General features: G+C 75.8%; 20 protein-coding genes. 7 read left to right on the forward strand and 13 right to left on the reverse strand.

What is annotated here, in order from left to right:
* Positions 1 to 34: 34 nt before the first annotated feature.
* Entirely contained in the window at positions 35 to 904 is an 870-nt protein-coding gene (locus tag BLS82_RS05520; protein WP_092862197.1) for an NmrA family NAD(P)-binding protein, read from the forward strand.
* A gap of 18 nt (positions 905 to 922) precedes the next feature.
* On the opposite strand, the gene BLS82_RS05525 is transcribed toward BLS82_RS05520, so the two are convergent.
* The gene (locus BLS82_RS05525) at positions 923 to 2,275 is read right to left on the reverse strand and encodes a sensor histidine kinase (RefSeq protein ID WP_369811046.1); all 1,353 of its coding nucleotides are present in this window, start codon (positions 2,273 to 2,275) and stop codon (positions 923 to 925) included.
* Positions 2,276 to 2,437: 162 nt separating this feature from the next.
* On the opposite strand from BLS82_RS05525, the gene BLS82_RS05530 reads away from it, so the two are divergent.
* Positions 2,438 to 2,749, forward strand: a complete 312-nt coding sequence (locus BLS82_RS05530; RefSeq protein WP_143028746.1) for a hypothetical protein — start codon at positions 2,438 to 2,440, stop codon at positions 2,747 to 2,749.
* Here BLS82_RS05530 and BLS82_RS05535 read toward each other — a convergent pair.
* The 3 genes from BLS82_RS05535 to BLS82_RS05545 are packed head-to-tail and all read right to left on the reverse strand — an operon-like array spanning position 2,697 to position 4,746.
* Entirely contained in the window at positions 2,697 to 3,701 is a 1,005-nt protein-coding gene (locus BLS82_RS05535; protein ID WP_369811047.1) for an MFS transporter, read from the reverse strand. The genes BLS82_RS05530 and BLS82_RS05535 overlap by 53 nt on opposite strands.
* 9 nt (positions 3,702 to 3,710) lie before the next feature.
* Positions 3,711 to 3,983 carry a hypothetical protein gene (locus BLS82_RS05540; protein WP_092862205.1) on the reverse strand — a complete coding sequence of 91 codons (273 nt, stop codon included), beginning with the start codon at positions 3,981 to 3,983 and terminating at the stop codon, positions 3,711 to 3,713.
* Position 3,984: 1 nt separating this feature from the next.
* Positions 3,985 to 4,746 (reverse strand): SDR family NAD(P)-dependent oxidoreductase, encoded by a 762-nt coding sequence (locus BLS82_RS05545; protein WP_092862207.1) that lies wholly within the window; start codon positions 4,744 to 4,746, stop codon positions 3,985 to 3,987.
* Positions 4,747 to 4,839: 93 nt separating this feature from the next.
* Between BLS82_RS05545 and BLS82_RS16585 the strand changes: the two genes are divergently transcribed.
* Together BLS82_RS16585 and bla are read left to right on the forward strand one after the other, a co-directional pair.
* Positions 4,840 to 5,418 carry a TetR/AcrR family transcriptional regulator gene (locus BLS82_RS16585; RefSeq protein ID WP_092862209.1) on the forward strand — a complete coding sequence of 193 codons (579 nt, stop codon included), beginning with the start codon at positions 4,840 to 4,842 and terminating at the stop codon, positions 5,416 to 5,418.
* Positions 5,415 to 6,389: a class A beta-lactamase gene (gene bla, locus BLS82_RS05555; protein ID WP_092862211.1), complete on the forward strand. Its 975-nt coding sequence runs from the start codon at positions 5,415 to 5,417 to the stop codon at positions 6,387 to 6,389. The genes BLS82_RS16585 and bla overlap by 4 nt, the downstream gene beginning before the upstream one ends.
* Positions 6,390 to 6,633: 244 nt before the next feature.
* On the opposite strand, the gene BLS82_RS05560 is transcribed toward bla, so the two are convergent.
* On the reverse strand, positions 6,634 to 7,653 hold the full coding sequence (locus BLS82_RS05560; RefSeq protein WP_092862213.1) for a zinc-dependent alcohol dehydrogenase family protein: 1,020 nt from the start codon (positions 7,651 to 7,653) through the stop codon (positions 6,634 to 6,636).
* Positions 7,654 to 7,822: 169 nt separating this feature from the next.
* Between BLS82_RS05560 and BLS82_RS05565 the strand changes: the two genes are divergently transcribed.
* Complete coding sequence (locus BLS82_RS05565) at positions 7,823 to 8,569, forward strand: helix-turn-helix domain-containing protein (protein ID WP_092862215.1); 747 nt, start codon at positions 7,823 to 7,825, stop codon at positions 8,567 to 8,569.
* 60 nt (positions 8,570 to 8,629) lie between these two features.
* Here the strand turns inward: BLS82_RS05565 and BLS82_RS05570 are convergent, their stop codons facing one another.
* The 5 genes from BLS82_RS05570 to BLS82_RS05590 all read right to left on the reverse strand — a co-directional run bounded on the left by BLS82_RS05570 (position 8,630) and on the right by BLS82_RS05590 (position 13,512).
* Positions 8,630 to 9,511, reverse strand: a complete 882-nt coding sequence (locus BLS82_RS05570) for a sugar phosphate isomerase/epimerase family protein (RefSeq protein WP_092862217.1) — start codon at positions 9,509 to 9,511, stop codon at positions 8,630 to 8,632.
* The gene (locus BLS82_RS05575; protein ID WP_092862219.1) at positions 9,508 to 10,428 is read right to left on the reverse strand and encodes a sugar phosphate isomerase/epimerase family protein; all 921 of its coding nucleotides are present in this window, start codon (positions 10,426 to 10,428) and stop codon (positions 9,508 to 9,510) included. Before BLS82_RS05575 ends, BLS82_RS05570 begins: the two co-directional genes overlap by 4 nt.
* 120 nt (positions 10,429 to 10,548) lie before the next feature.
* The gene (locus tag BLS82_RS05580; protein ID WP_092862221.1) at positions 10,549 to 11,364 is read right to left on the reverse strand and encodes an ATP-binding cassette domain-containing protein; all 816 of its coding nucleotides are present in this window, start codon (positions 11,362 to 11,364) and stop codon (positions 10,549 to 10,551) included.
* Between the two features lies 1 nt (position 11,365).
* Positions 11,366 to 12,427, reverse strand: a complete 1,062-nt coding sequence (locus tag BLS82_RS05585; protein ID WP_092862223.1) for an ABC transporter permease — start codon at positions 12,425 to 12,427, stop codon at positions 11,366 to 11,368.
* A gap of 86 nt (positions 12,428 to 12,513) precedes the next feature.
* Positions 12,514 to 13,512: a substrate-binding domain-containing protein gene (locus tag BLS82_RS05590; protein ID WP_092862226.1), complete on the reverse strand. Its 999-nt coding sequence runs from the start codon at positions 13,510 to 13,512 to the stop codon at positions 12,514 to 12,516.
* A 325-nt stretch (positions 13,513 to 13,837) separates the two neighbouring features.
* On the opposite strand from BLS82_RS05590, the gene BLS82_RS05595 reads away from it, so the two are divergent.
* Positions 13,838 to 14,074: a hypothetical protein gene (locus BLS82_RS05595; protein WP_143028748.1), complete on the forward strand. Its 237-nt coding sequence runs from the start codon at positions 13,838 to 13,840 to the stop codon at positions 14,072 to 14,074.
* Here BLS82_RS05595 and BLS82_RS05600 read toward each other — a convergent pair.
* Complete coding sequence (locus tag BLS82_RS05600; RefSeq protein ID WP_092862825.1) at positions 14,065 to 14,853, reverse strand: TIM barrel protein; 789 nt, start codon at positions 14,851 to 14,853, stop codon at positions 14,065 to 14,067. The genes BLS82_RS05595 and BLS82_RS05600 overlap by 10 nt on opposite strands.
* Positions 14,854 to 14,879: 26 nt before the next feature.
* A complete protein-coding gene (locus BLS82_RS05605; RefSeq protein WP_255378129.1) occupies positions 14,880 to 15,956 on the reverse strand; it encodes a Gfo/Idh/MocA family oxidoreductase in 1,077 nt (358 codons plus the stop codon).
* 97 nt (positions 15,957 to 16,053) lie between these two features.
* Here BLS82_RS05605 and BLS82_RS05610 point away from each other — a divergent pair, with 97 nt between their 5' ends.
* Entirely contained in the window at positions 16,054 to 17,067 is a 1,014-nt protein-coding gene (locus BLS82_RS05610; protein ID WP_092862229.1) for a LacI family DNA-binding transcriptional regulator, read from the forward strand.
* A 32-nt stretch (positions 17,068 to 17,099) separates the two neighbouring features.
* Here BLS82_RS05610 and BLS82_RS05615 read toward each other — a convergent pair whose 3' ends face one another.
* Positions 17,100 to 18,104 (reverse strand): Gfo/Idh/MocA family protein, encoded by a 1,005-nt coding sequence (locus BLS82_RS05615; protein WP_176818958.1) that lies wholly within the window; start codon positions 18,102 to 18,104, stop codon positions 17,100 to 17,102.
* Between the last annotated feature and the right edge of the window lie 75 nt (positions 18,105 to 18,179).

The following is an 18,179-nucleotide window of genomic DNA, read 5'->3' on the forward strand; positions in this document are numbered from 1 at the left end:
CACCGCCGGTGCGCAGGAGGAAGGAGAGGCCCTCGTGATCCTCGTGACCGGAGCCACCGGAGCGCTCGGCTCCGCCGTGCTCGCCGGCCTGCTGCAGCGCACCGACGCCGCGGACGTCGCCGTGCTCGTGCGCGACGCGTCCAGGGCCGCCGACCTCGCCGACCGCGGCGTCTCGGTGCGCGTCGGCGACTACGACGACACCGCCGCCCTGGACGCCGCCGTGGCCGGCGTCGAGCGGGTCCTGCTCGTCGCGAGCAACGACCCCGACCACGAGAGGCGGGTCCAGCAGCACCAGAACGCCGTCGACGCCGCCGCCCGCGCCGGCGTGGGCCTGCTCGGCTTCACCAGCCGGTCGCTGCGGGACGGGTCGGCCTCGGTGAACCCCTTCATGGGCGACTACCTGCGCACCGAGGAGCGCATCGCCGCCAGCGGGCTGCCCCACCTGCTCTTCCGCAACGCCCTCTACCTCGACACCGTCCCGCTCTACGTCCAGGGCCCGCGCGTGTTCGAGACCGGCATCCGGCTGCCCACCGGCGACGGTGCGGTCGCGTACGCCCTGCGCCGGGAGATGGGCGAGGCCATCGCCGACGCGATGCTCGACCACGCCGGCACCAGCGCCGCCCGCGTGATCGCCGCCCCCCGCGCCTACGGCTTCGACGACGTGGCGGCCGCCCTCACCGAGATCTCGGGCAGGACCGTCACGTACACGCCGGTCTCCGACGAGGAGTGGCTCGCCGGCGCGGTGCGGGCCGGAGTGCCCGAGCACCGCGCCCGCCAGGTCCTCGGCTTCTCCTGCGACATCCGCGACCACCAGCTGGAGGAGACCAGCACCGACCTGCAGGCGCTGCTGGGCCGCGAGCCCGCTCCCCTGCAGCAGGGGCTGCGCGAGGTCTTCGGCCTCTGAGCCGGACGTCCTCGACGGTCACGACCCGCACGGCAGCTCCACCGCCACGGTGGTGGGCCCACCGGGCGGGGAGGTCACGACCAGGGTGCCGTCGTGGGCCTCGACGCGGCGGCGGACGCCGGCCAGGCCCGGCCCACCGCCCTCCTGCGCCTCCCCGCTCCCGTCGTCGACGACGCGCAGGTGCAGCCGCTCCCCACGGCGGTGGGCGGTGACCACGACCTGCGCGGCCCCGCCGCGCCGGGCGGCGCCCGTCAGGGCCTCGGCCACCACGGAGTAGGCGGTGGCCTCCACGGACGCCGGGCACCGGCCGGGCACGTCGACGTCGACGCGGGTGGGCACCGGGCTGGCGGCGGCCAGCCCGGTCAGCGCCCCGGCCAGCCCCCGGTCGGCGAGCACCGGGGGCAGGATGCCGCGGGCGACCCCCCGCAGCTCCTCCAGGGCCTGCTCGGCGGCGCCGTGCGCCTGCTCGAGCAGGGGCCCGAGCACGACGTCGGCGCGGGTGGGGTCGCGCTCCAGCGCGCGTCGGGCGGCCCCGAGCAGCACGGTGACGGCGACCACCCGGTTCTGGGTGCCGTCGTGCAGGGCGCGCTCGATGCGCCGCAGCTCGACGGCGTGGGCGTCGAGGGCGGCGGCGCGGGTGGCGGCCAGCTGCGCCACCCGCAGCGTCAGGTCCGTTCCCGGGGGCGGGGCCAGCAGGCGCCGTGCAGGCGCCGCCTGCAGCCGGGCCGCGCCCGGGCTGAGCCAGACGATGGCGGCGACCCAGACCAGGCCCAGCACCAGCGGGGCGACGGTGTCGCCCCACTCGTGCGCGGTGCCCCAGCCCACGGAGGTGCTCGTCGAGCCGGGGGGCGCCGCCCGCCAGTACAGCGGGAACAGCAGGTCGCGCACGGCCAGGGCGGGCAGCAGCACACCGGCCAGGCCGAGCAGCAGCCCGGCGGTGGCGTGCCAGAGCAGCCACGTCAGCTCCCGCCGCAGAGCGCGGTCGGCGGCGGCCTCTCGCAGCCGCTCCGGCGCCGGGCCCGGCGGCACCACCTCCGGGCCCCACTGGCCCAGCCGCTCCCGCTCCAGGTCGGCGGCGGCGCGCACCGCCCGCAGGACCGGCGGCACCGCGAGCAGCCCTCCCCGCACCAGGCAGGCCAGGGCGGTGAGCACCACCCCGAGCATGACGAGGAGGGCCAGCAGCGCGGTGCCGAACCCGCCCGCGAGCTGCTGCAGCGCCGCGAAGCCGCGCTGGGCCACCCGGGCCACCCGGGCCACCCGGACCGCTCGAGGCTCCCGCACCCTGACGTCCGCGACGTCCGCGACCTCGACGTCACGGGCGTCGTAGACCTCACGGGCGTCGCGGACGCCGGACGCGCTGCGCTGCTGCACCGGCATCCCACCTCCTGCTCGGCGACCCTAGGTCGCCGCGGGGTCGCCGTCGGTACAGCCTGCTGCACCTCGTGCCGTCCAGTGCGCGGGATCGATCCCCGGGGCGGGGACGGGGAGCCTTGACGGGTCAGAGCCCGACGGCCCGTCGAAGGAGTGGTCCTCGTGCCCGCTCGCCCCCCGACCGCTCCCGCTGCCGCGCCGGCGTCCTCGGGCCGCCGCTGGAGGGTGCCGGCCGTGCTGGCCTCGGCAGCGGCGGCCCTGGTCCTCAGCGGCTGCGCCGCCGGAGTCGCTCCCCCGTCCGCCGGCGGGAACGGCGCAGCCGCGGGGGACCGGCCCGACGTCGTGCAGCACCTGGACCTCCTGGCCGGTCTGGTGCTCCAGGCCGTCACCGGCCGCCCGGTGGAGGCGACCATCCGCCGGATCATGGAGCCGCTGCACCTGGAGGACGTCTACTGGCCCGGGGCGGGGACGTAGAGCATCCGCGGAGCGGGCCCCGGATCCCACCGGAGGACGCAGCGTCGCGGCGCGGTGCGCGGACCGCGCCGGCGGCGGCCCCGGAGAGCAGGACGGCGACCAGCACCACCAGCAGGGCGCGGGAGAGCCCCACCCGCTCACCGAGGGCCCCGATCAGCGGCGGGCCGACGAGGAAGGCGCCGTACCCGACGGTGGAGACGACGCCGACCCGGGCCGCCGCCCGGGTCGGGTCGTCGGCGGCGGCGGACATCCCGACGGGGAAGCCGAGCGCGGTGCCGGTGCCCCACAGCGCCACCCCGAGCACCGCGACGGGCGCCGTGGGGGCGAGGACGACCAGGGCCAGGCCGGCGGCGGCGCAGCCCGCGGAGGCGCGCACCACCAGGACGCGGCCGAACCGGTCCAGCACCCGGGCGCCGGCGAGGCGGGTGAGGAGCACGGCGGTGAGGAAGACGCCGAGCACCGCGGCGCCGGCGCCCTGACCGATGTGGTGGTCGTCGACCACGACCAGGCCGATCCAGTCGTTGGCGCTGCCCTCGGCGAAGGCGGCGCCGAAGACCACCGATCCGATCAGCAGCACCTGGGGCTCGCGCCACGCGCTCGGCGCCCTCCCGGTGCCGACGTCGGGTGCGACGGCGGGGACGTCGGCGGCGGGAGCGGGGGCCGGGACGCGGGTGGGGGCGTCGGCGGGCAGGCCCCGCACCAGCACCACCAGGGCGGCGGCGGCCGCCAGGCCCGCGCCGGCGGCGTGGGGGCCGACCGGGACGCCGGCGGAGGCGAGCAGCACGGCGCTGCCCGCTCCGACGAGGCTGCCGAGGCTGAAGGCGGCGTGCAGGCGCGGCATGAGGGTGCGATTCAGCACCTCCTCGGCCGCCGCTCCGGAGACGTTCATGGCCACGTTGAGCACGGCGTTGCCGGCGCCGACGACGGCCAGGACGGCGAAGGCGGCGGGCAGCGAGGACGATCAGGTGACGACCGCCCCGGCGCCGGCCACCCCCGCGGCGGCCACGACGGCGAAGGCGGCGACCGTGCGGGTGGCGCCCAGGCGCGCGACGACGCAACCGGCCAGCAGCAGCCCGGTGACCGCGCCGCTGGAGACGCCGAGGACCAGCAGCCCCACCTGGCTGGTGGAGGCTGCGAGCTCGTCGCGCACCGCGGGCAGCCGCGAGAGCAGGCTGACGACGAGGAACCCGGCGGCGGTGAAGACCCCCAGCAGGCTCCGGTACCAGCGCCGCACCTCAGCCGGCGAAGACGGCGACGGCGCCGCGGCCGCCGTCGACGTCCAGGCAGGCGCCGTGCACGCCGAACGCCTCGTCGCTGGCCAGGGACACCGCGGCGGCGGCGATCGCGCTCGGGGGCAGGATCCGTCCGTAGGGCGTGCCCGCCATCGCGGCCGCGCCGGGGTCGGGACGCTGCGGGTCCTCGCGGACCACGCCCGGCGCGATGGCGTTGACCCGCACTCCGGCCGGCCCGAACTCGGCCGCCCAGTCCCGGGTGAGCACCTCGATCGCCGCCTTGCTGGCGGTGTAGGCGACGACCCCGGCGGTGCCGGGCCGCGCCATCCAGGAGCTGGTGTTGACGACCGCCCCGCCGCCGCGCGCGGCCATGGCCGGGGCCAGGCGGGCGACGAGGAAGAAGGGCGCCTTGACGTTGACCGCCCACACCGCGTCCAGCGCCGCCTCGTCGGTCTCCGCGGTGCCCGCGACCGGCACCACCGCGGCGTTGTTGACCAGGACGTCGACGCGGCCGCCGAGGGCCCGCTCGGCGCGGTCCGCGAGGTCGTGCGAGGTCGCGACGGTGCCGTCGAGGTCGGCGGGCACGAACACCGCCCGCCCTCCGGCAGCGGCGACGGCCTCGACGACGGCCCGGCCGCGCCCGGCGTCCCGGCCGCTGACGGCCACGTGCGCGCCCTGCGCGGCGAAGGCCTCGGCGACCGCCCGCCCGATGTTGCTCGTCGCCCCGGTCACCAGCGCGGTCTTCCCCGACAGCCTCGTCCCCACGGCAGGTCCTCCTCTGGAAGTAAGCGGATACTTGTATACAGCTGTCGTGCAGCGGAGTCAACAACCGCATACTTGCGTCGCTAGGCTGGAGGTGTGGTCCGGGACGCGGCAGCGACGCGCGCGCGCATCCTGCGGGCGGCCGTGGACGAGTTCGCCGCCCACGGCCTGGCCGGCGGGCGGGTCGACCGCATCGCCCGGGCCGCCGGCGCCAACGTGCGCTCCCTCTACGTCTACTACGGCAACAAGGAGCGGCTCTTCCACGCCGCCGTCACCGAGGCGCTGCACGCCCTGGGCGAGGAGGTGCCGGTCACCCCCGAGGACCTGGCCGGCTTCGCCGGGCGCACCTTCGACTGGCTGCTGGCCCACCCCGACGCCGTCCGGCTCAGCCGCTGGCGGTTCCTGGAGGCTCCGGACGCCGGGCCGGACGACACCGGCGTCTACGCCGACCTGACCGCCCGCATGATGGAGGACCCCGCGCGCTCCCCGCACGCCCTGCCGGCGGCGGACGTGCTGGTCCTCGTGCACGGCATGGCCGCCGCCTGGGTCAGCACGTCGCGGGACCTGCTCAGCGCCGACGGCCGCGACCCGCAGGACCCCGTGCGCGTGGCCGACCACCGCGCCGCCCTGGTCGAGGCCGTCCGGCGCCTGGGCGCGCCGCCCGCGACAGGATGACGACCGTGACGACGACCCACCCCCCGCCCACCAGCCGCCCCGGCCGCGCGGCCCGCGCCGGGGTGGCCGCGGTGCTGGCGCTCATCCCGCTCACCGGGTGCTCCGCGACGGGGCAGCCGGCCGACCCCCCTGCGGCCACGGCATCGAGCTCCGCCGCACCGTCCGCGCCCTCCTCGGCGCCGGCCTCCGCGGCGCAGGCCGCCTTCGCCCAGCTCGAGGCCGACCACGACGCCCGGCTCGGCGTCTACGCCCTCGACACCGGCTCCGGTCGCAGCGTCGAGCACCGCGCCGACGAGCGGTTCGCCCACGCCTCGACGTACAAGGCGCTGGCCGCCGCGGCCGTGCTGGAGCGGACTTCCTCGGCCGACCTGGAGCGGGTCGTCCCCGTCACGGACGCCGACCTGGTCACCCACTCCCCGATCGCCGAGCAGCGCGCGGGCACGGGCATGACCCTGCGCGAGGTGGCCGACGCCGCGATCCGCTACAGCGACAACACCGCCGGCAACCTGCTGCTGCGCGAGCTCGGCGGGCCCGACGGGTTCGAGCGGTCGCTGCGCAGCCTCGGCGACGCCGTCACCGACCCCGAGCGCCTCGAGACCGACCTGAACGAGGCCGTCCCGGGCGACGTCCGCGACACCAGCACCCCGAGGGCCCTGGCCACCGACCTGCACGCCTACGCCGTCGGCGACGCCCTTCCCGAGGACGACCGCGCCCTGCTCACCGGGTGGCTGCGCGAGAACACCACCGGGGACGCCCTCGTGCGCGCCGGAGCCCCCGCCGGGTGGGTCGTCGGGGACAAGACCGGCGCCGGCGGCTACGGCACCCGCAACGACATCGCCGTCCTCTGGCCACCGTCCGGGGACCCGGTCGTGCTCGCGGTGCTGTCCAGCCGCGACGAGCCGGACGCCGACCACGACGACGCGCTCGTCGCCGACGCCACGCGGGTCGCGCTCGCCGCGCTCACCGGATGAGCCGGGCGGGCACCTCGACCTGGACGGGGTCTCCCGCGTCCCCGGTCAGGTCCGTGTCGACGACCCGGGTCCGCTCCTCGGTGCCCAGGTCCGCGGTGGGGGTCCGGGACTGCTCGACCCCGGCGTCGTCGAAGGCCCGGGCGGTGGCGCGTCCGGTGCCGGTGCCGGCACCGGTGACGAACGCGGTCCTGCCGGGGAAGCGCTGCGCGTCTGCCGTGGTCGTGGGTCCTTCCGCGGTCTCGTGTCAGGGGCGCAGGAGCGCCTTGATCGCGCGGCGCTCGTCCATCGCCCGGTAGGCCTCGGCGGCCTCCTCCAGCGGCAGGTCCAGGTCGAAGACCTTCCCCGGCCCGATCCGGCGACTGATGACGAGGTCGATCAGCTGCGGCGGGAAGCGGCGCACCGGGGCGGGGCCGCCGTGCAGGTGGACGCCGGAGGAGAACAGCTGCTCCCCGGGCAGGGAGACGTCGTGGTTGACCCCGACGTAGCCGACGTGCCCACCGGCGCGGGCGGAGCGGATGGCCTGCATCATCGACTCCTGGGTGCCGACCGCCTCGACCACCGAGTGCGCGCCGAGCCCGTCCGTGAGCTCCTTGATGCGCGCCACGCCCTCGTCGCCGCGCTCCTCGACGACGTCGGTGGCCCCGAACTCCCGGGCCAGCGCCTGCCGGTCGGCGTGGCGGCTGAACGCGATGATCCGCTCGGCGCCCAGCTGCTGGGCCGCCAGCACCCCGAGCAGGCCGACCGCGCCGTCCCCGACGACGGCGACGGTCCGGCCCGGGCCGGCCTCGGCGGCCACCGCGGCGAACCAGCCGGTGCCCAGGACGTCGGAGGCGGTCAGCAGGTGCGGCACCAGGTCCGGGTCCGGCGTCCCCGGGGTGGCCACCAGCGTGCCGTCGGCCAGCGGGACCCGGGTGTACTGCGCCTGGGAGCCGGTGCAGCCGGGCTGGGCGTTCACGCAGTGGGTCTGGTACCCGGCCCGGCAGATCTCGCAGGTGTTGTCGCTGGCGAAGAACGTGCCGACGACGAAGTCGCCGGGGCCGACGGTGCTGACCTCGGAGCCCACCTCCTCGACGACGCCGACGTACTCGTGACCCATCGGGGTCGGCTGGTCCACGGGGTCGACGCCGCGGTAGGGCCACAGGTCCGAGCCGCACACGCACGCGGCGGCCACCCGGAGCACCGCGTCCGTCGGCTGCTCGATCGTCGGGTCCTCCCGCTCCTCGATCCGGACGTCACCGGGGGCGTGCATCACGACACCACGCACGAGAACTCCTCAGGTCGGGTCAGCTGCGGTGCGACGGCGCCGGGTCCGGCCCGGGACCGTCGCGTCGACGCTCCCAGGCAAGCCGCTGAGGACGCCGCGGGACAGTCCCTGTCGAGGGGTGTACCGGCAGGGCGTCCCAGGCCCCTCAGGAGCGGCCTACCGTCGAGGCGTGGACGACCGCGCCGAGGTCAGGGACTTCCTCACCACCCGCCGGGCCGAGATCGGCCCGCAGCAGGCGGGCCTGCCGGACGTCGGCGCCCGGCGCGTCCCCGGCCTGCGGCGCAGCGAGGTCGCCGCCCTGGCGGGGATCAGCGTGGAGCACTACGCCAAGCTCGAGCGCGGCGCCCTCGCCGGCGCCTCGCCGTCCGTGCTCGACGCCCTGCAGTGGGCCCTGGACACCGTCACCGCCGGACCGGTCGTCGTCCGCAACGGGCGCATGGACCTCCTCGCCACCAACGCCCTCGGACGCGTGATGCACTCCTCGCTGTACGACGCGCACCCCACCGGCCCGCCGAACTTCGCCCGGTACACCTTCCTCGACGCCGACGCGCGCCGCTTCTACCCCGACTGGGAGCGCGCCGCCGACACCGCCGTCGCCATCCTGCGCACCGAGGCCGGCCGCGACCCGCACGACAAGGGCCCGCACGACCTCGTGGGGGAGCTGTCGACGCGCAGCGAGGAGTTCCGCCGCCGGTGGAGCTCCCACGACGTGCGGCTGCACGGCGCCGGCGCCAAGACCTTCTCCCACCGCGTCGTCGGCGACCTCGAGCTCGCCTACGAGAGCATGGACGTGGTCTCCGAGCCCGGCCTCAGCCTCACCCTCTACGCCGCCGAGCCGGCCTCGCCGACCGCGGAGCGCCTCGCCCTCCTGGCGTCCTGGACGGCCACCCGGGAGCCCGCGACGACGAGCGGCTGACGTCCGCGGCCGTGCGCTGCGCAGGAGGTCCTCGACAGGACCACCCCCTGAGGGGCGGGGTCAGCCCGCGCCGCCGGCCTTCGCGACCCACTCCCGGATGGTCCGCAGCTGGTAGCGCGAGACCTCCTCGGCGGCCTCGTTCTCCGCGAAGACGCTGGAGGCCATGACCGTCTCGGGCCGGTCGAAGAACCCCAGGCCGGCCAGGCCGCCGAAGAACTGCTGCCAGTCGACGTCCCCGTCGCCGATCTTCAGGTGCGAGTGCACGCGCACGGGGTTGCCGGGCGGGTTCGTGATGTAGCGCAGGCCCGCCGAGCGGCGGTGGTCGAAGGTGTCGGAGACGTGCACCAGCCGCAGCAGGTCACCGGCCGCGGCGAAGATCTCCTCCGGCGGGTCGGCCATGTGGAAGGTGTGCGAGGCGACGTAGACGAAGCCCGCGTTGGGCGAGTTCAGGCCGCGCAGGACGCGCACCGCCTCCAGGCCCTCCTCGACGAAGTCGTCGGGGTGGGGGTCGATGCGCAGGTCCAGGCCCTCGCGCTCGACGATCGGCAGCAGCTCCTCCATGGACCGGAAGAAGGCGCGCTCGGACTCCTCCGCCCGCTCCGGGCGCCCGCTGAACTCGGTGCCGATCACGTCCACGCCGAGGTCGACCGTGATCTGGATGATGCGCTTGAAGTTGCGCACCGCCGCCTCCCGCGCGTCCTCGTCGGGGCCGGAGATCCGCTGCACCGGCAGCACCGAGGCGATGCCGATCCCGGCGTCGGCGCACGCCGTGCGGAACCTGCGCACGAGGTCGTCGTCCGCGCGGGGGTGGCGGAAGAACGGGATGAAGTCGCGGTGCGGCGTCAGCTGGACGTGCTCGTAGCCGAGGTCGGCGACGAGCCGGGGGAGGTCCAGCAGGGAGTGCGTCGCGTGGAACGGCGTGGGGTCGAGGGCGATCTTCACCGGATCCGCGCCCGGCTGCTCGTGGCGAAGATCTGCTCCCGCGTGCGGACGGCGATCTTCAGCGGCTCGTCGAAGCTGGCCACGGGGTACATGTCCTGCTCCACGACGGCGAAGGTGCTCGGGTCGAGGTCGGCGACCACGTCGATGATCGGCGCGAGCTCGGGCTCCCCCAGCGGCGGCTCGACCATGATCCCCTGCTGGACGGCGGTGGCGAACGGCGTGTCGTTCTTCAGCGCCGCCGCCCGCAGCTGCGGGTCCACCTGCTTCAGGTGCAGGTAGCCGATGCGCTCGGGGTGGTTGCGGATCAGCGCCAGGCTGTCGCCGAGGTAGTACGCGAAGTGGCCGGTGTCCAGGCACAGGTTCGTGTAGCGGGGGTCGGTCTCGGCGAGGAGGCGCTCGACCTCGGCGGAGGTGCCGATGTGGCTGTCGGCGTGGGAGTGGAACTGCTGGTGCAGCCCGTACTGCTCGAGCAGGAGGCGGCCGAGCTGGTCGTGCCCCGATGCGAGCCGGCGCCACTGCTCGTCGCTGAGGGTCCGCGGCTCCAGCGCCTCCCCCGTGGCGTCCGAGCGCCACAGGGCGGGGATGACCACGATGTGCTGGCCGCCGAGGGCGGCGGTCAGGGCGGCGACCTGCTCCACCTGCCCGCGCGCGTCGTCCCACGCGTCGTCGTCCTCGCGGTGGAAGTGGGTGAAGACCGTGCCGCCGGACAGCTCCAGGTCGCGCTTCGCGAGCTCGTCGCGCAGCTGCTCGGGGTCGGTGGGCAGGTAGCCGTAGGGGCCCAGCTCGATCCAGTGGTAGCCGGCCTCGGCGACCTCGTCGAGGAACCGCTGCCACGGCACCTGCTTCGGGTCGTCGGGGAACCACACCCCCCAGGAGTCCGGAGCCGTCCCGATCCTCAGTCCCGTCGCCTCGCTCACCCTCGTGCTCCCCCTCGTCCCCGCGGCGCGCCGGCGGCGCCGTCTCCCGTGCTCGTCGTGCCCCGGCCGCGGGGCTCGTCCGTGGTGCTCGCGCTGCGTCGGCGCTGCGTCGGCGCTGCGTCAGCGCTGCAGCTCGTGCGAGAGCTCCTCCAGCTCCTGACCGCCCGCCATCTCGGCCGTCAGCTCCTCCAGGCCCACCTCGGAGCGCTTGCGGTCCAGCACGCGCCGACCGAGCTTGAGGATGATGAAGTGGTCGCCGACCAGGTAGGCGTGGTGCGGGTTGTGCGTGATGAACACGACGCCCAGCCCCGCGTCGCGGGCCGCGGCGGTGTACTTGAGCACCACGCCGGACTGCTTGACGCCCAGCGCCGCGGTGGGCTCGTCGAGGATGAGCACCCGGGCGCCGAAGTAGACGGCGCGGGCGATGGCCACGCACTGGCGCTGGCCGCCGGAGAGGGTGCCGATGGGCTGGTTGATGTCCTTGACGTGGATGCCCATCTTCTGCAGCTCGGTGTCGGCGATGCGGCGCATGGCCTTCACGTCGAGCGGCGCGAGGGGGTAGCCGCCCTTGCGGATCTCCGAGCCGAGGAAGAAGTTGCGCCAGACCTCCATCAGGCCCACGACGGCGAGGTCCTGGTAGACGGTGGCGATGCCGTGCTGCAGCGGCTCGCGCGGGGAGGAGAAGCGCACCTCCGCGCCGTCCACCTTCAGCGTGCCCTCGGAGTGCTGGTGCAGCCCGGAGATGATCTTGATGAGGGTGGACTTGCCGGCGCCGTTGTCGCCGAGGACGCAGGTGACCTCCCCGGCGTTGACCCGCAGGTCGACGCCCTCGAGGGCGCGGATGGCCCCGTAGGTCTTGCCGACGCCGTGCATCTCGACGAGGGGCGTCCCGGCCTGCAGGTCCGGCGCGGCGTGCTCCTGGATGGTGTCGGTCATGTCACTTCCTCTGCGCGGCGTAGTTCTTGATGTAGAGGTTGACCATGACCGCGAGCAGGAGCATCACGCCGAGGAAGGTCCTGAACCAGTTGGGGTCCCAGCCGGCGTAGACGATGCCCTGCACGGTCATGCCGAAGATGAAGGCGCCGATGGCGGCTCCCACGGCGGAGCCGTAGCCGCCCGTCAGCAGGGCGCCGCCGACGACCGCGGCGATGATGTAGACGAACTCGTTGCCGACGCCGAGGCCCGCCTGCACGGAGCTGAAGTTGAAGAGCAGGTGCATGCCCAGGAACCAGGCCAGGAAGGCCACGGCCATGAACAGGCCGATCTTGACCTTGGCGACGGGGACGCCGACCGCGCGGGCGCTGGCCTGGTTGCCGCCGGCGGCGGTGATCCAGTTGCCGGTGCGGGTGCGCAGCAGCACCCACGTGGCGACGGCCGTGAACAGCAGCCACCACAGCACGGTGATGTTCACGGTGATGACGCCGAGGTCGACGTCGGCGGCGAAGACGGCGTTCGCGGCGGCGAAGCCGTCCATGTCGCTGATGTTGGTCGTCGCGACCGTGTCGGTCACGGCCTTGGTCACGCCGAGGTTGGCGCCCTGGAGCACGAAGAAGGTGCTCAGGGTGACGAGGAAGCTCGGGATGCCCGTGCGCATGACGAGCCAGCCGTTGACGAAGCCGATCGCGAGGGCCACGACGAGGGCGATCGCCGCCCCGACCCACACGTTCAGGGTGAGCTGGTAGCTCGTCATCGCGGCGGTGATGGCCGAGGTCGTCACGGCGACGCCGGAGGACAGGTCGAACTCGCCGCCGATCATCAGCAGCGCCACGCCGAGGGCGACGATGCCGATGGTGGAGCTGGCGTACAGGACGGTCGAGAGGGCGGCCAGCGTCCGGAAGGACGGCGCCATCGCGAAGAAGAAGGCGAAGATGACGACCGCCGCCGCGAGGGCGCCGATCTCCGGACGCGCCAGGACGCGGGAGAGCAGCGACCGCTGGGCGCGCGCTGGTGCGCCGGCCCGGGTCGGCGATGACGGCTGCGTCACCACGGATGAGCTCATGGCCTGCTCCGCTCAGAGGGGGTCGGGGTGGTGGGGCCGGTGCGCGCGAGGGGAGCCGGCCCGGTCGGCTCCCCTCGCCGCGCGGGTCAGCGGGTGTTGTTCCGGGCGTACTCGACGATCGGGCCGATGTTCTCGGAGTCGACGATGGACGGGCCGGTCAGGACCGGCTGGCCGCCGCCGATGTCGTTGCCGTTGGTGAGGTTCAGCCACAGCGCCGTGACGGCCATGTAGCCCTGCACGTAGGGCTGCTGGTCGACGGAGAAGGTGATGGTGCCGTCCTGGATCGCCTGCGCGACGTCGGCGTTGAGGTCGAAGGTGACGACCTCCGCCTGGCTGCCGGCGCCGTCCTTGGCCTCCATCGCGGCCAGGGCGATCGGGGCGCCCAGGGTGACGATGTGGGTGACCGAGGGGTCCTGCTGCAGCTTGGCGCCGATGGTCTGCTGCACCGAGGGCAGGTCGGTGCCGGTCACGTAGAGGATCTCCGTGTTCGAGAAGCCCTTCGTCACACCGGCGCAGCGCGTCTCGAGGGCGACCTGGCCCTGCTCCTGGATCACGCAGAGGGTCTTGCCGCCGCCGTCCTCGCCGATGCGCTGGCCGACCGTCTGGCCCGCGAGGTCCTCGTCGGAGCCGAAGTACATCGGGATGTCGTAGGTCGTGTAGTCGCTGATGCCCGAGTTGAAGGCCACGGTGGGGATGCCGCCCCCGGCGGCGGCCTGGGCGGCCGGGCCGACCTGGTCCGGGTAGGCGAGGGTGGTGGCGATGCCGTCCACCTCGCTGTCGACGGCGTTCTGGATCAGCGTGGCCTGCTCGCCGGCGTCGGGGTCGTTGGAGTACCGCAGGTCGACGCCGTGGTCGGCGGCGGCCTGCTCGGCGCCGGCGCGGATCTTGTCCCAGAACGTGTCGCCCGGCGCCTCGTGCGTGATCATGGCGATCGAGTGCTCGGTGCCGCCCCCGCCCCCGCCGGCCGCGGACGCCTCGGGCGCCTCGTTCTCCGCCGCGCCGCCGCTGCTGCTGCACGCGGCCAGGGCCAGCGCGGCGGCGACGCCGACGCCCGTGGTCCTCAGGGACCTGCGGGTGATCCTCATCGGGAGTCCTTCCTGTGGCGCGTCCCGCCCGGTCTGCGGTGATCCGGGGAGGACGTCGAGGGGAGTGGCGCCGGAGCCGACCAGCGACTGGGCCGACCCTCCCGGCGTCGCCGCCGCGCGGGTCGGGGAGCGGTCAGGACCGGCTCGGGGCGTGCAGGTGGAGTTGTGCGTCGTTGCGACAACGAGCATGTACTGACATGCTCACATCCGCACTGTGGCACGGGGCTCGGACAGGGTCAAGGGTCGTGACGGCCCCGGTCGCCGCGGGGCGCCGGCACGAGCGCGGGGGTGGGCGGTGGGGAGCGGTCCGTGGTCGGCGCAGCGCGTGCAGCAGGACCTCCTGGCCCTGCTGCGCCCGCCGTCCGCGCGGCTGGAGCGGCAGCTGAGCGAGCGGGTGCGCCCGCACCTGTCCGCCGTCGCGCGCGCGCACGCCGGTCGACCCGCGCCGCAGGTCCTCGCCGCTCTGGCGGAGGTCGTGCGCGCGGCCGGCGCGGAACCGGACCTGACGGCCCTGGCCGAGCACGCCGAGCGCGTCAGCGCGGGCGAGGACCCCTACGCCTGAGCCGCCGCTCCCGCGCCCGACGCGTCGGCGGGAGGGACGGTGAACGCGTCGCGGAACCGCTGCAGGGCCGTCGCGGGGTCGCCCGACGCCCAGCCCTCCAGGGCGACGACGCCGCAGTAGCCGAGGCGGTCCAGGGCGGCCGCGACCGCCGGGTAGGAGATCTCACCGGTCCCCGGCTCGCAGCGGCCGGGGACGTCGGCGACCTGCACCTCGCCGACCAGCGGCAGGGCCCGCTCGACGAGCGCGACGAGGTTCCCCTCGCCGATCTGGGCGTGGTACAGGTCGAGGTTCAGCCGCAGGGAGGGGCTGGCGACCGCCTCCACGAGGGCGGTGGTGTCCTGCGCGCGGGCGAACGGGGTGCCGGGGTGGTCCACGGCGGTGTTGAGGTTCTCCAGCGTGAACACCCGGCCCGCCCGCTCGCCGAGGGCGGCCAGCCGCTCCAGGGTGCGGGCGGCCTGCAGCCACATCGCGGGCGTGACCACCTCGACCGGCACGAGCGGCAGCCCGCGGGGGTCGAGCCCGGTGCCGTGCACGTTCAGGCGCGGGCAGTCCAGCTGCTCCGCGGCGCGCAGGGACGCCTCGGCGGTGCGCAGCAGCTCCTCGGCGCCCTCGGGGTCGGCCAGCGCCCCGGTGACGTAGCCGGTCATGGACGAGAACGTCGCGCCGGTGGCCGCCAGCGCCGCCAGGTCCTTGGCGGTCCAGTCCCAGATCTCGACCTCGAAGCCGAGGTCGGCGATGCGGCGCACCCGCTCGGTCACGGGCAGGTCGAGGAAGAGCATCTCCGCCGACGCCGCGAGCCGGAAGCTCACCGCGGCACCTCGTCGACCCGCACCTCGTCGACCCGCACCTCGTCGATCGGCACCTCGTCGATCCGCACCGGGCGCCGCGAGCGCACCGACTCCGCCGCGGCCAGCGCGATCGCCAGGGCGGCGTAGGCGTCCTCCCCGGTCACCGCGGCCGGGGTCCCGGCGCGGACGGCGTCGGTGAAGGCGGCCAGCTCGGCGGTGTAGGCGCCGGCGAACAGCTCCTGGTCGCTGCGGGCCGTGTCGACCCGGCGCCCGTCGGCGCCGGAGAACACCATCCCGGTGCGCCGCCCGTCGCCCGTCGTCGCCGAACCGCCGGAGCCGAGGACCTCCCCGCGCACGTCGTAGCCGTAGGCGGCCTCGAAGCACGCCTCCGCCGTCCCGATCGCCCCGTCGTCGAAGCGCACGGTCACCACGGCGGTGTCGAGGAGCCCGCGCTCGCGCCAGCCGGGCTCGACGAGGGCGTCGGCGAGGGCGAAGACCTCCACCGCCTCGGCCCCGGGGTGCAGGAAGCGCAGGGTGTCGAAGTCGTGGATGAGGGTCTCGCGGAAGATCGTGTCCGGCGCGACGCGGGAGGGGTCGAAGCCGCCGGGGTCGCGGGTGAGCGAGCGCAGCAGCCGGACGGCGCCCAGGCGGCCGTCGTCGAGCAGCGCCCGCGCGGCGCTCCAGTCGGGCGCGAAGCGCCGGTTGAACCCCACCTGCAGCACGACCCCGGCCTCGCGCGCGGCGTCGATGGCCCGCCGGGCGTCGGCCAGGTGCATCGCCATGGGCTTCTCGCAGAAGACGTGCTTGCCCGCGCCGGCGGCGGCCACGACCAGGTCGGCGTGGAAGCGCGCCGGCGCCGCGACGACGACGGCGTCGACGTCGGGGTCGGCGAGGACCTCCGCGGGGTCGGTGCTCGCCCGCGCGGCGCCCAGCGCGTCGGCGAGCCGCTGGGCGGCTCCCGGCGCCGGGTCCGCGACGGCGGCCAGCCGCACCCCGGGCAGCCGGCTGCTCAGCGTCCGCCCGTGGAAGGAGCCCATCCGCCCCGACCCGACCAGCGCCACCCGCACCGGCTGCTCTCCCGCGCCCTCGCTCACACCCACCTCCTAGAACGTTCTAGTGGCGGTCAGCGTGGCCCGGGTGCCTCCCGGCCGTCAAGGCCGGGGCTCAGGGCGCCCGGGCTAGGTTGCCGGGGTGGCGGCCCCTGGACCCGGCGAGGGGCGACGTCCCACCCTGGCCGACGTCGCGGCGCGCGCCGGGGTGTCCACCGCCCTGGTCTCGATCGTCGTGCGCGAGGCCCCCGGTGCGAGCGCCGCCACGCGCGAGCGCGTCCTGCGGGCCGCGCGGGAGATCGGCTACCGCCCCGACGCCCGGGCCCGCCTGCTGCGCGCCCACCGCAGCCGCCTGCTCGGCGTGGTGTTCGAGGTGCAGGGCACCTTCCACGGCGACCTGCTCGGCGGCCTGTACGAGGCCGCCGAGGCCGCCGGGTACGAGCTCGCCCTCAGCGCCGTCACGCCCTCGCGCGACGAGGCCCGCGCGGTCGGGAGCCTGCTGTCCGACCGGTGCGAGGCGCTGGTGCTGCTGGGGCCGCGGTCGCCGGCGGCGCAGCTGGCCGAGCTGGCGGCGCGCCTGCCCGTGGTCGTGGTCGCCCGGGCCGTGCGCGCGCGCGGCGTGGACGTCGTCCGCACCGCGGACGACGAGGGGCTGCACCTGGCCGTCGACCACCTGGTCGGCCTCGGCCACCGCCGCATCGCGCACGTCGACGGCGGGCGCGCCCCCGGCGCCGCCGAGCGCCGCCGCGGCTACCGCGAGGCGATGGCGCGGCACGGGCTGTCCGCCGAGGTCCGCACCGTCGCCGGCGGGCCCGCCGAGGACGACGGCGCTGCCGCGGCCCGGTCCCTGCTCGAGGGCGCGCCGCCCACGGCCGTCACGGTCTTCAACGACCGCTGCGCCACGGGGGTGCTGGACGTGCTGCGCCGGGCGGGCCGCTCGGTGCCCGGAGACGTCAGCGTCACCGGCTACGACGACAGCCGGCTGGCCCGCCTCGCGCACGTGGACCTGACCACCGTCGCGCAGGACGCCGCACGGATGGCGTCCCTGGCGCTCTCCCGCGCGCTCGCCCGCCTCGAGCGCGCGGACGAGCCCGCGGGCGAGGAGGTCGTGCCGCCGCGCCTGGTGGTGCGCGGCACGACCGCCCCGCCGCGCTGACGCGCCGGCGTCAGCGCGGCGAGGCCGGCGCGTCAGGCCTCGCGCGGGGCCAGCCGCACCTCGGTGCGGCGCCCGGTGCGCAGGGCCTCCACGCCGGCCGTGCACACCGCCGTGGCGGCGTACCCGTCCCAGGTGCCCGGCCCGTCGACGGTGCCGCGGCGGGCGGCGTCCGCCCAGCGCTGGACCTCGATGTCGTAGGCCTGCGCGAAGCGCTCGCGGAAGCCCGGGGTGATCACCTGGCCGCGCCGGCCGTCCCCGCTGGAGCGCACGACGCCGGTGTCCAGGCCGATCATGGCGGTGCCGCGCTCGCCGACGACCTCGGTGCGCACCTCGTAGGCGACGCCGGTGGTGACGAACAGCTCGACGTCCACCAGCCGCCCGCTGCCGGTCTCGAACAGCACGACCATGGGGTCGGCCAGGCCCGCCGGGGCGTCCCGGGAGGCCGCGGGGGTCAGGACGGTGACCGCGGTGACCTCCTCGCCGAGGAGGAAGCGCGCCACGTCGACCTCGTGCACCACCGAGTCCGTGATCATCATCTCGGAGGTGAAGTGGGCCGGCACGGCGGGGTTGCGGTGCGCGCAGTGCACCAGCAGGGGGCGGCCGAGGTCGCCGGAGGCGATGAGCTCGCGCAGGGAGGCGTACTCCGGGTCGAACCGGCGCATGAACCCGACCTGCACGAGCGGGCGCCCCAGGGCCTGCTCGGCCCGCACGACCGCCAGGGAGGTGTCGGCCTCGGTGGTCAGCGGCTTCTCGCACAGCACGGGCAGCTCGCGCTCGAGGCAGGCGAGGACGAGCTCCTCGTGCGTGGCGCCCGGCGTGGCGATCACCACCGCGTCGACCTCGGGGTCCGCGATGGCGTCGAACGGGTCCTCCACCACCCGCACGCCCGGGAGCTCGCCGGCCACCTCCCGCGCCCTGTCGGCGAAGGCGTCGGCCACGACCACCGGGCGCGCCCCGGAGGTCCTCGCGGCCAGGCGCCTCAGGTGGTCCGCGCCCATCAGGCCGACGCCGAGGACGGCGACCCTCAGCTCCTGCAGCGGGGTGGCGGACCCGGCCCGGGCCTGGACCGCCGTCTGCGTCGTCGTCTGCGTCATCGTCGTCGTCTGCGTCAT

The sequence above is a fragment of the Quadrisphaera sp. DSM 44207 genome (genome assembly GCF_900101335.1).
In the GTDB taxonomy this organism is placed as follows: Bacteria; Actinomycetota; Actinomycetes; order Actinomycetales; family Quadrisphaeraceae; genus DSM-44207.

Bases quoted from the DNA above. Each gene is read 5' to 3' on its own strand.
- BLS82_RS05600 (WP_092862825.1), bottom strand. From the start codon at position 14,853: ATGCTCTTCCTCGACCTGCCCGTGACCGAGCGGGTGCGCCGCATCGCC.
- bla (WP_092862211.1), top strand. From the start codon at position 5,415: ATGACGACCGTGACGACGACCCACCCCCCGCCCACCAGCCGCCCCGGC.
- BLS82_RS05590 (WP_092862226.1), bottom strand. From the start codon at position 13,512: ATGAGGATCACCCGCAGGTCCCTGAGGACCACGGGCGTCGGCGTCGCC.
- BLS82_RS05580 (WP_092862221.1), bottom strand. From the start codon at position 11,364: ATGACCGACACCATCCAGGAGCACGCCGCGCCGGACCTGCAGGCCGGG.
- BLS82_RS05585 (WP_092862223.1), bottom strand. From the start codon at position 12,427: ATGAGCTCATCCGTGGTGACGCAGCCGTCATCGCCGACCCGGGCCGGC.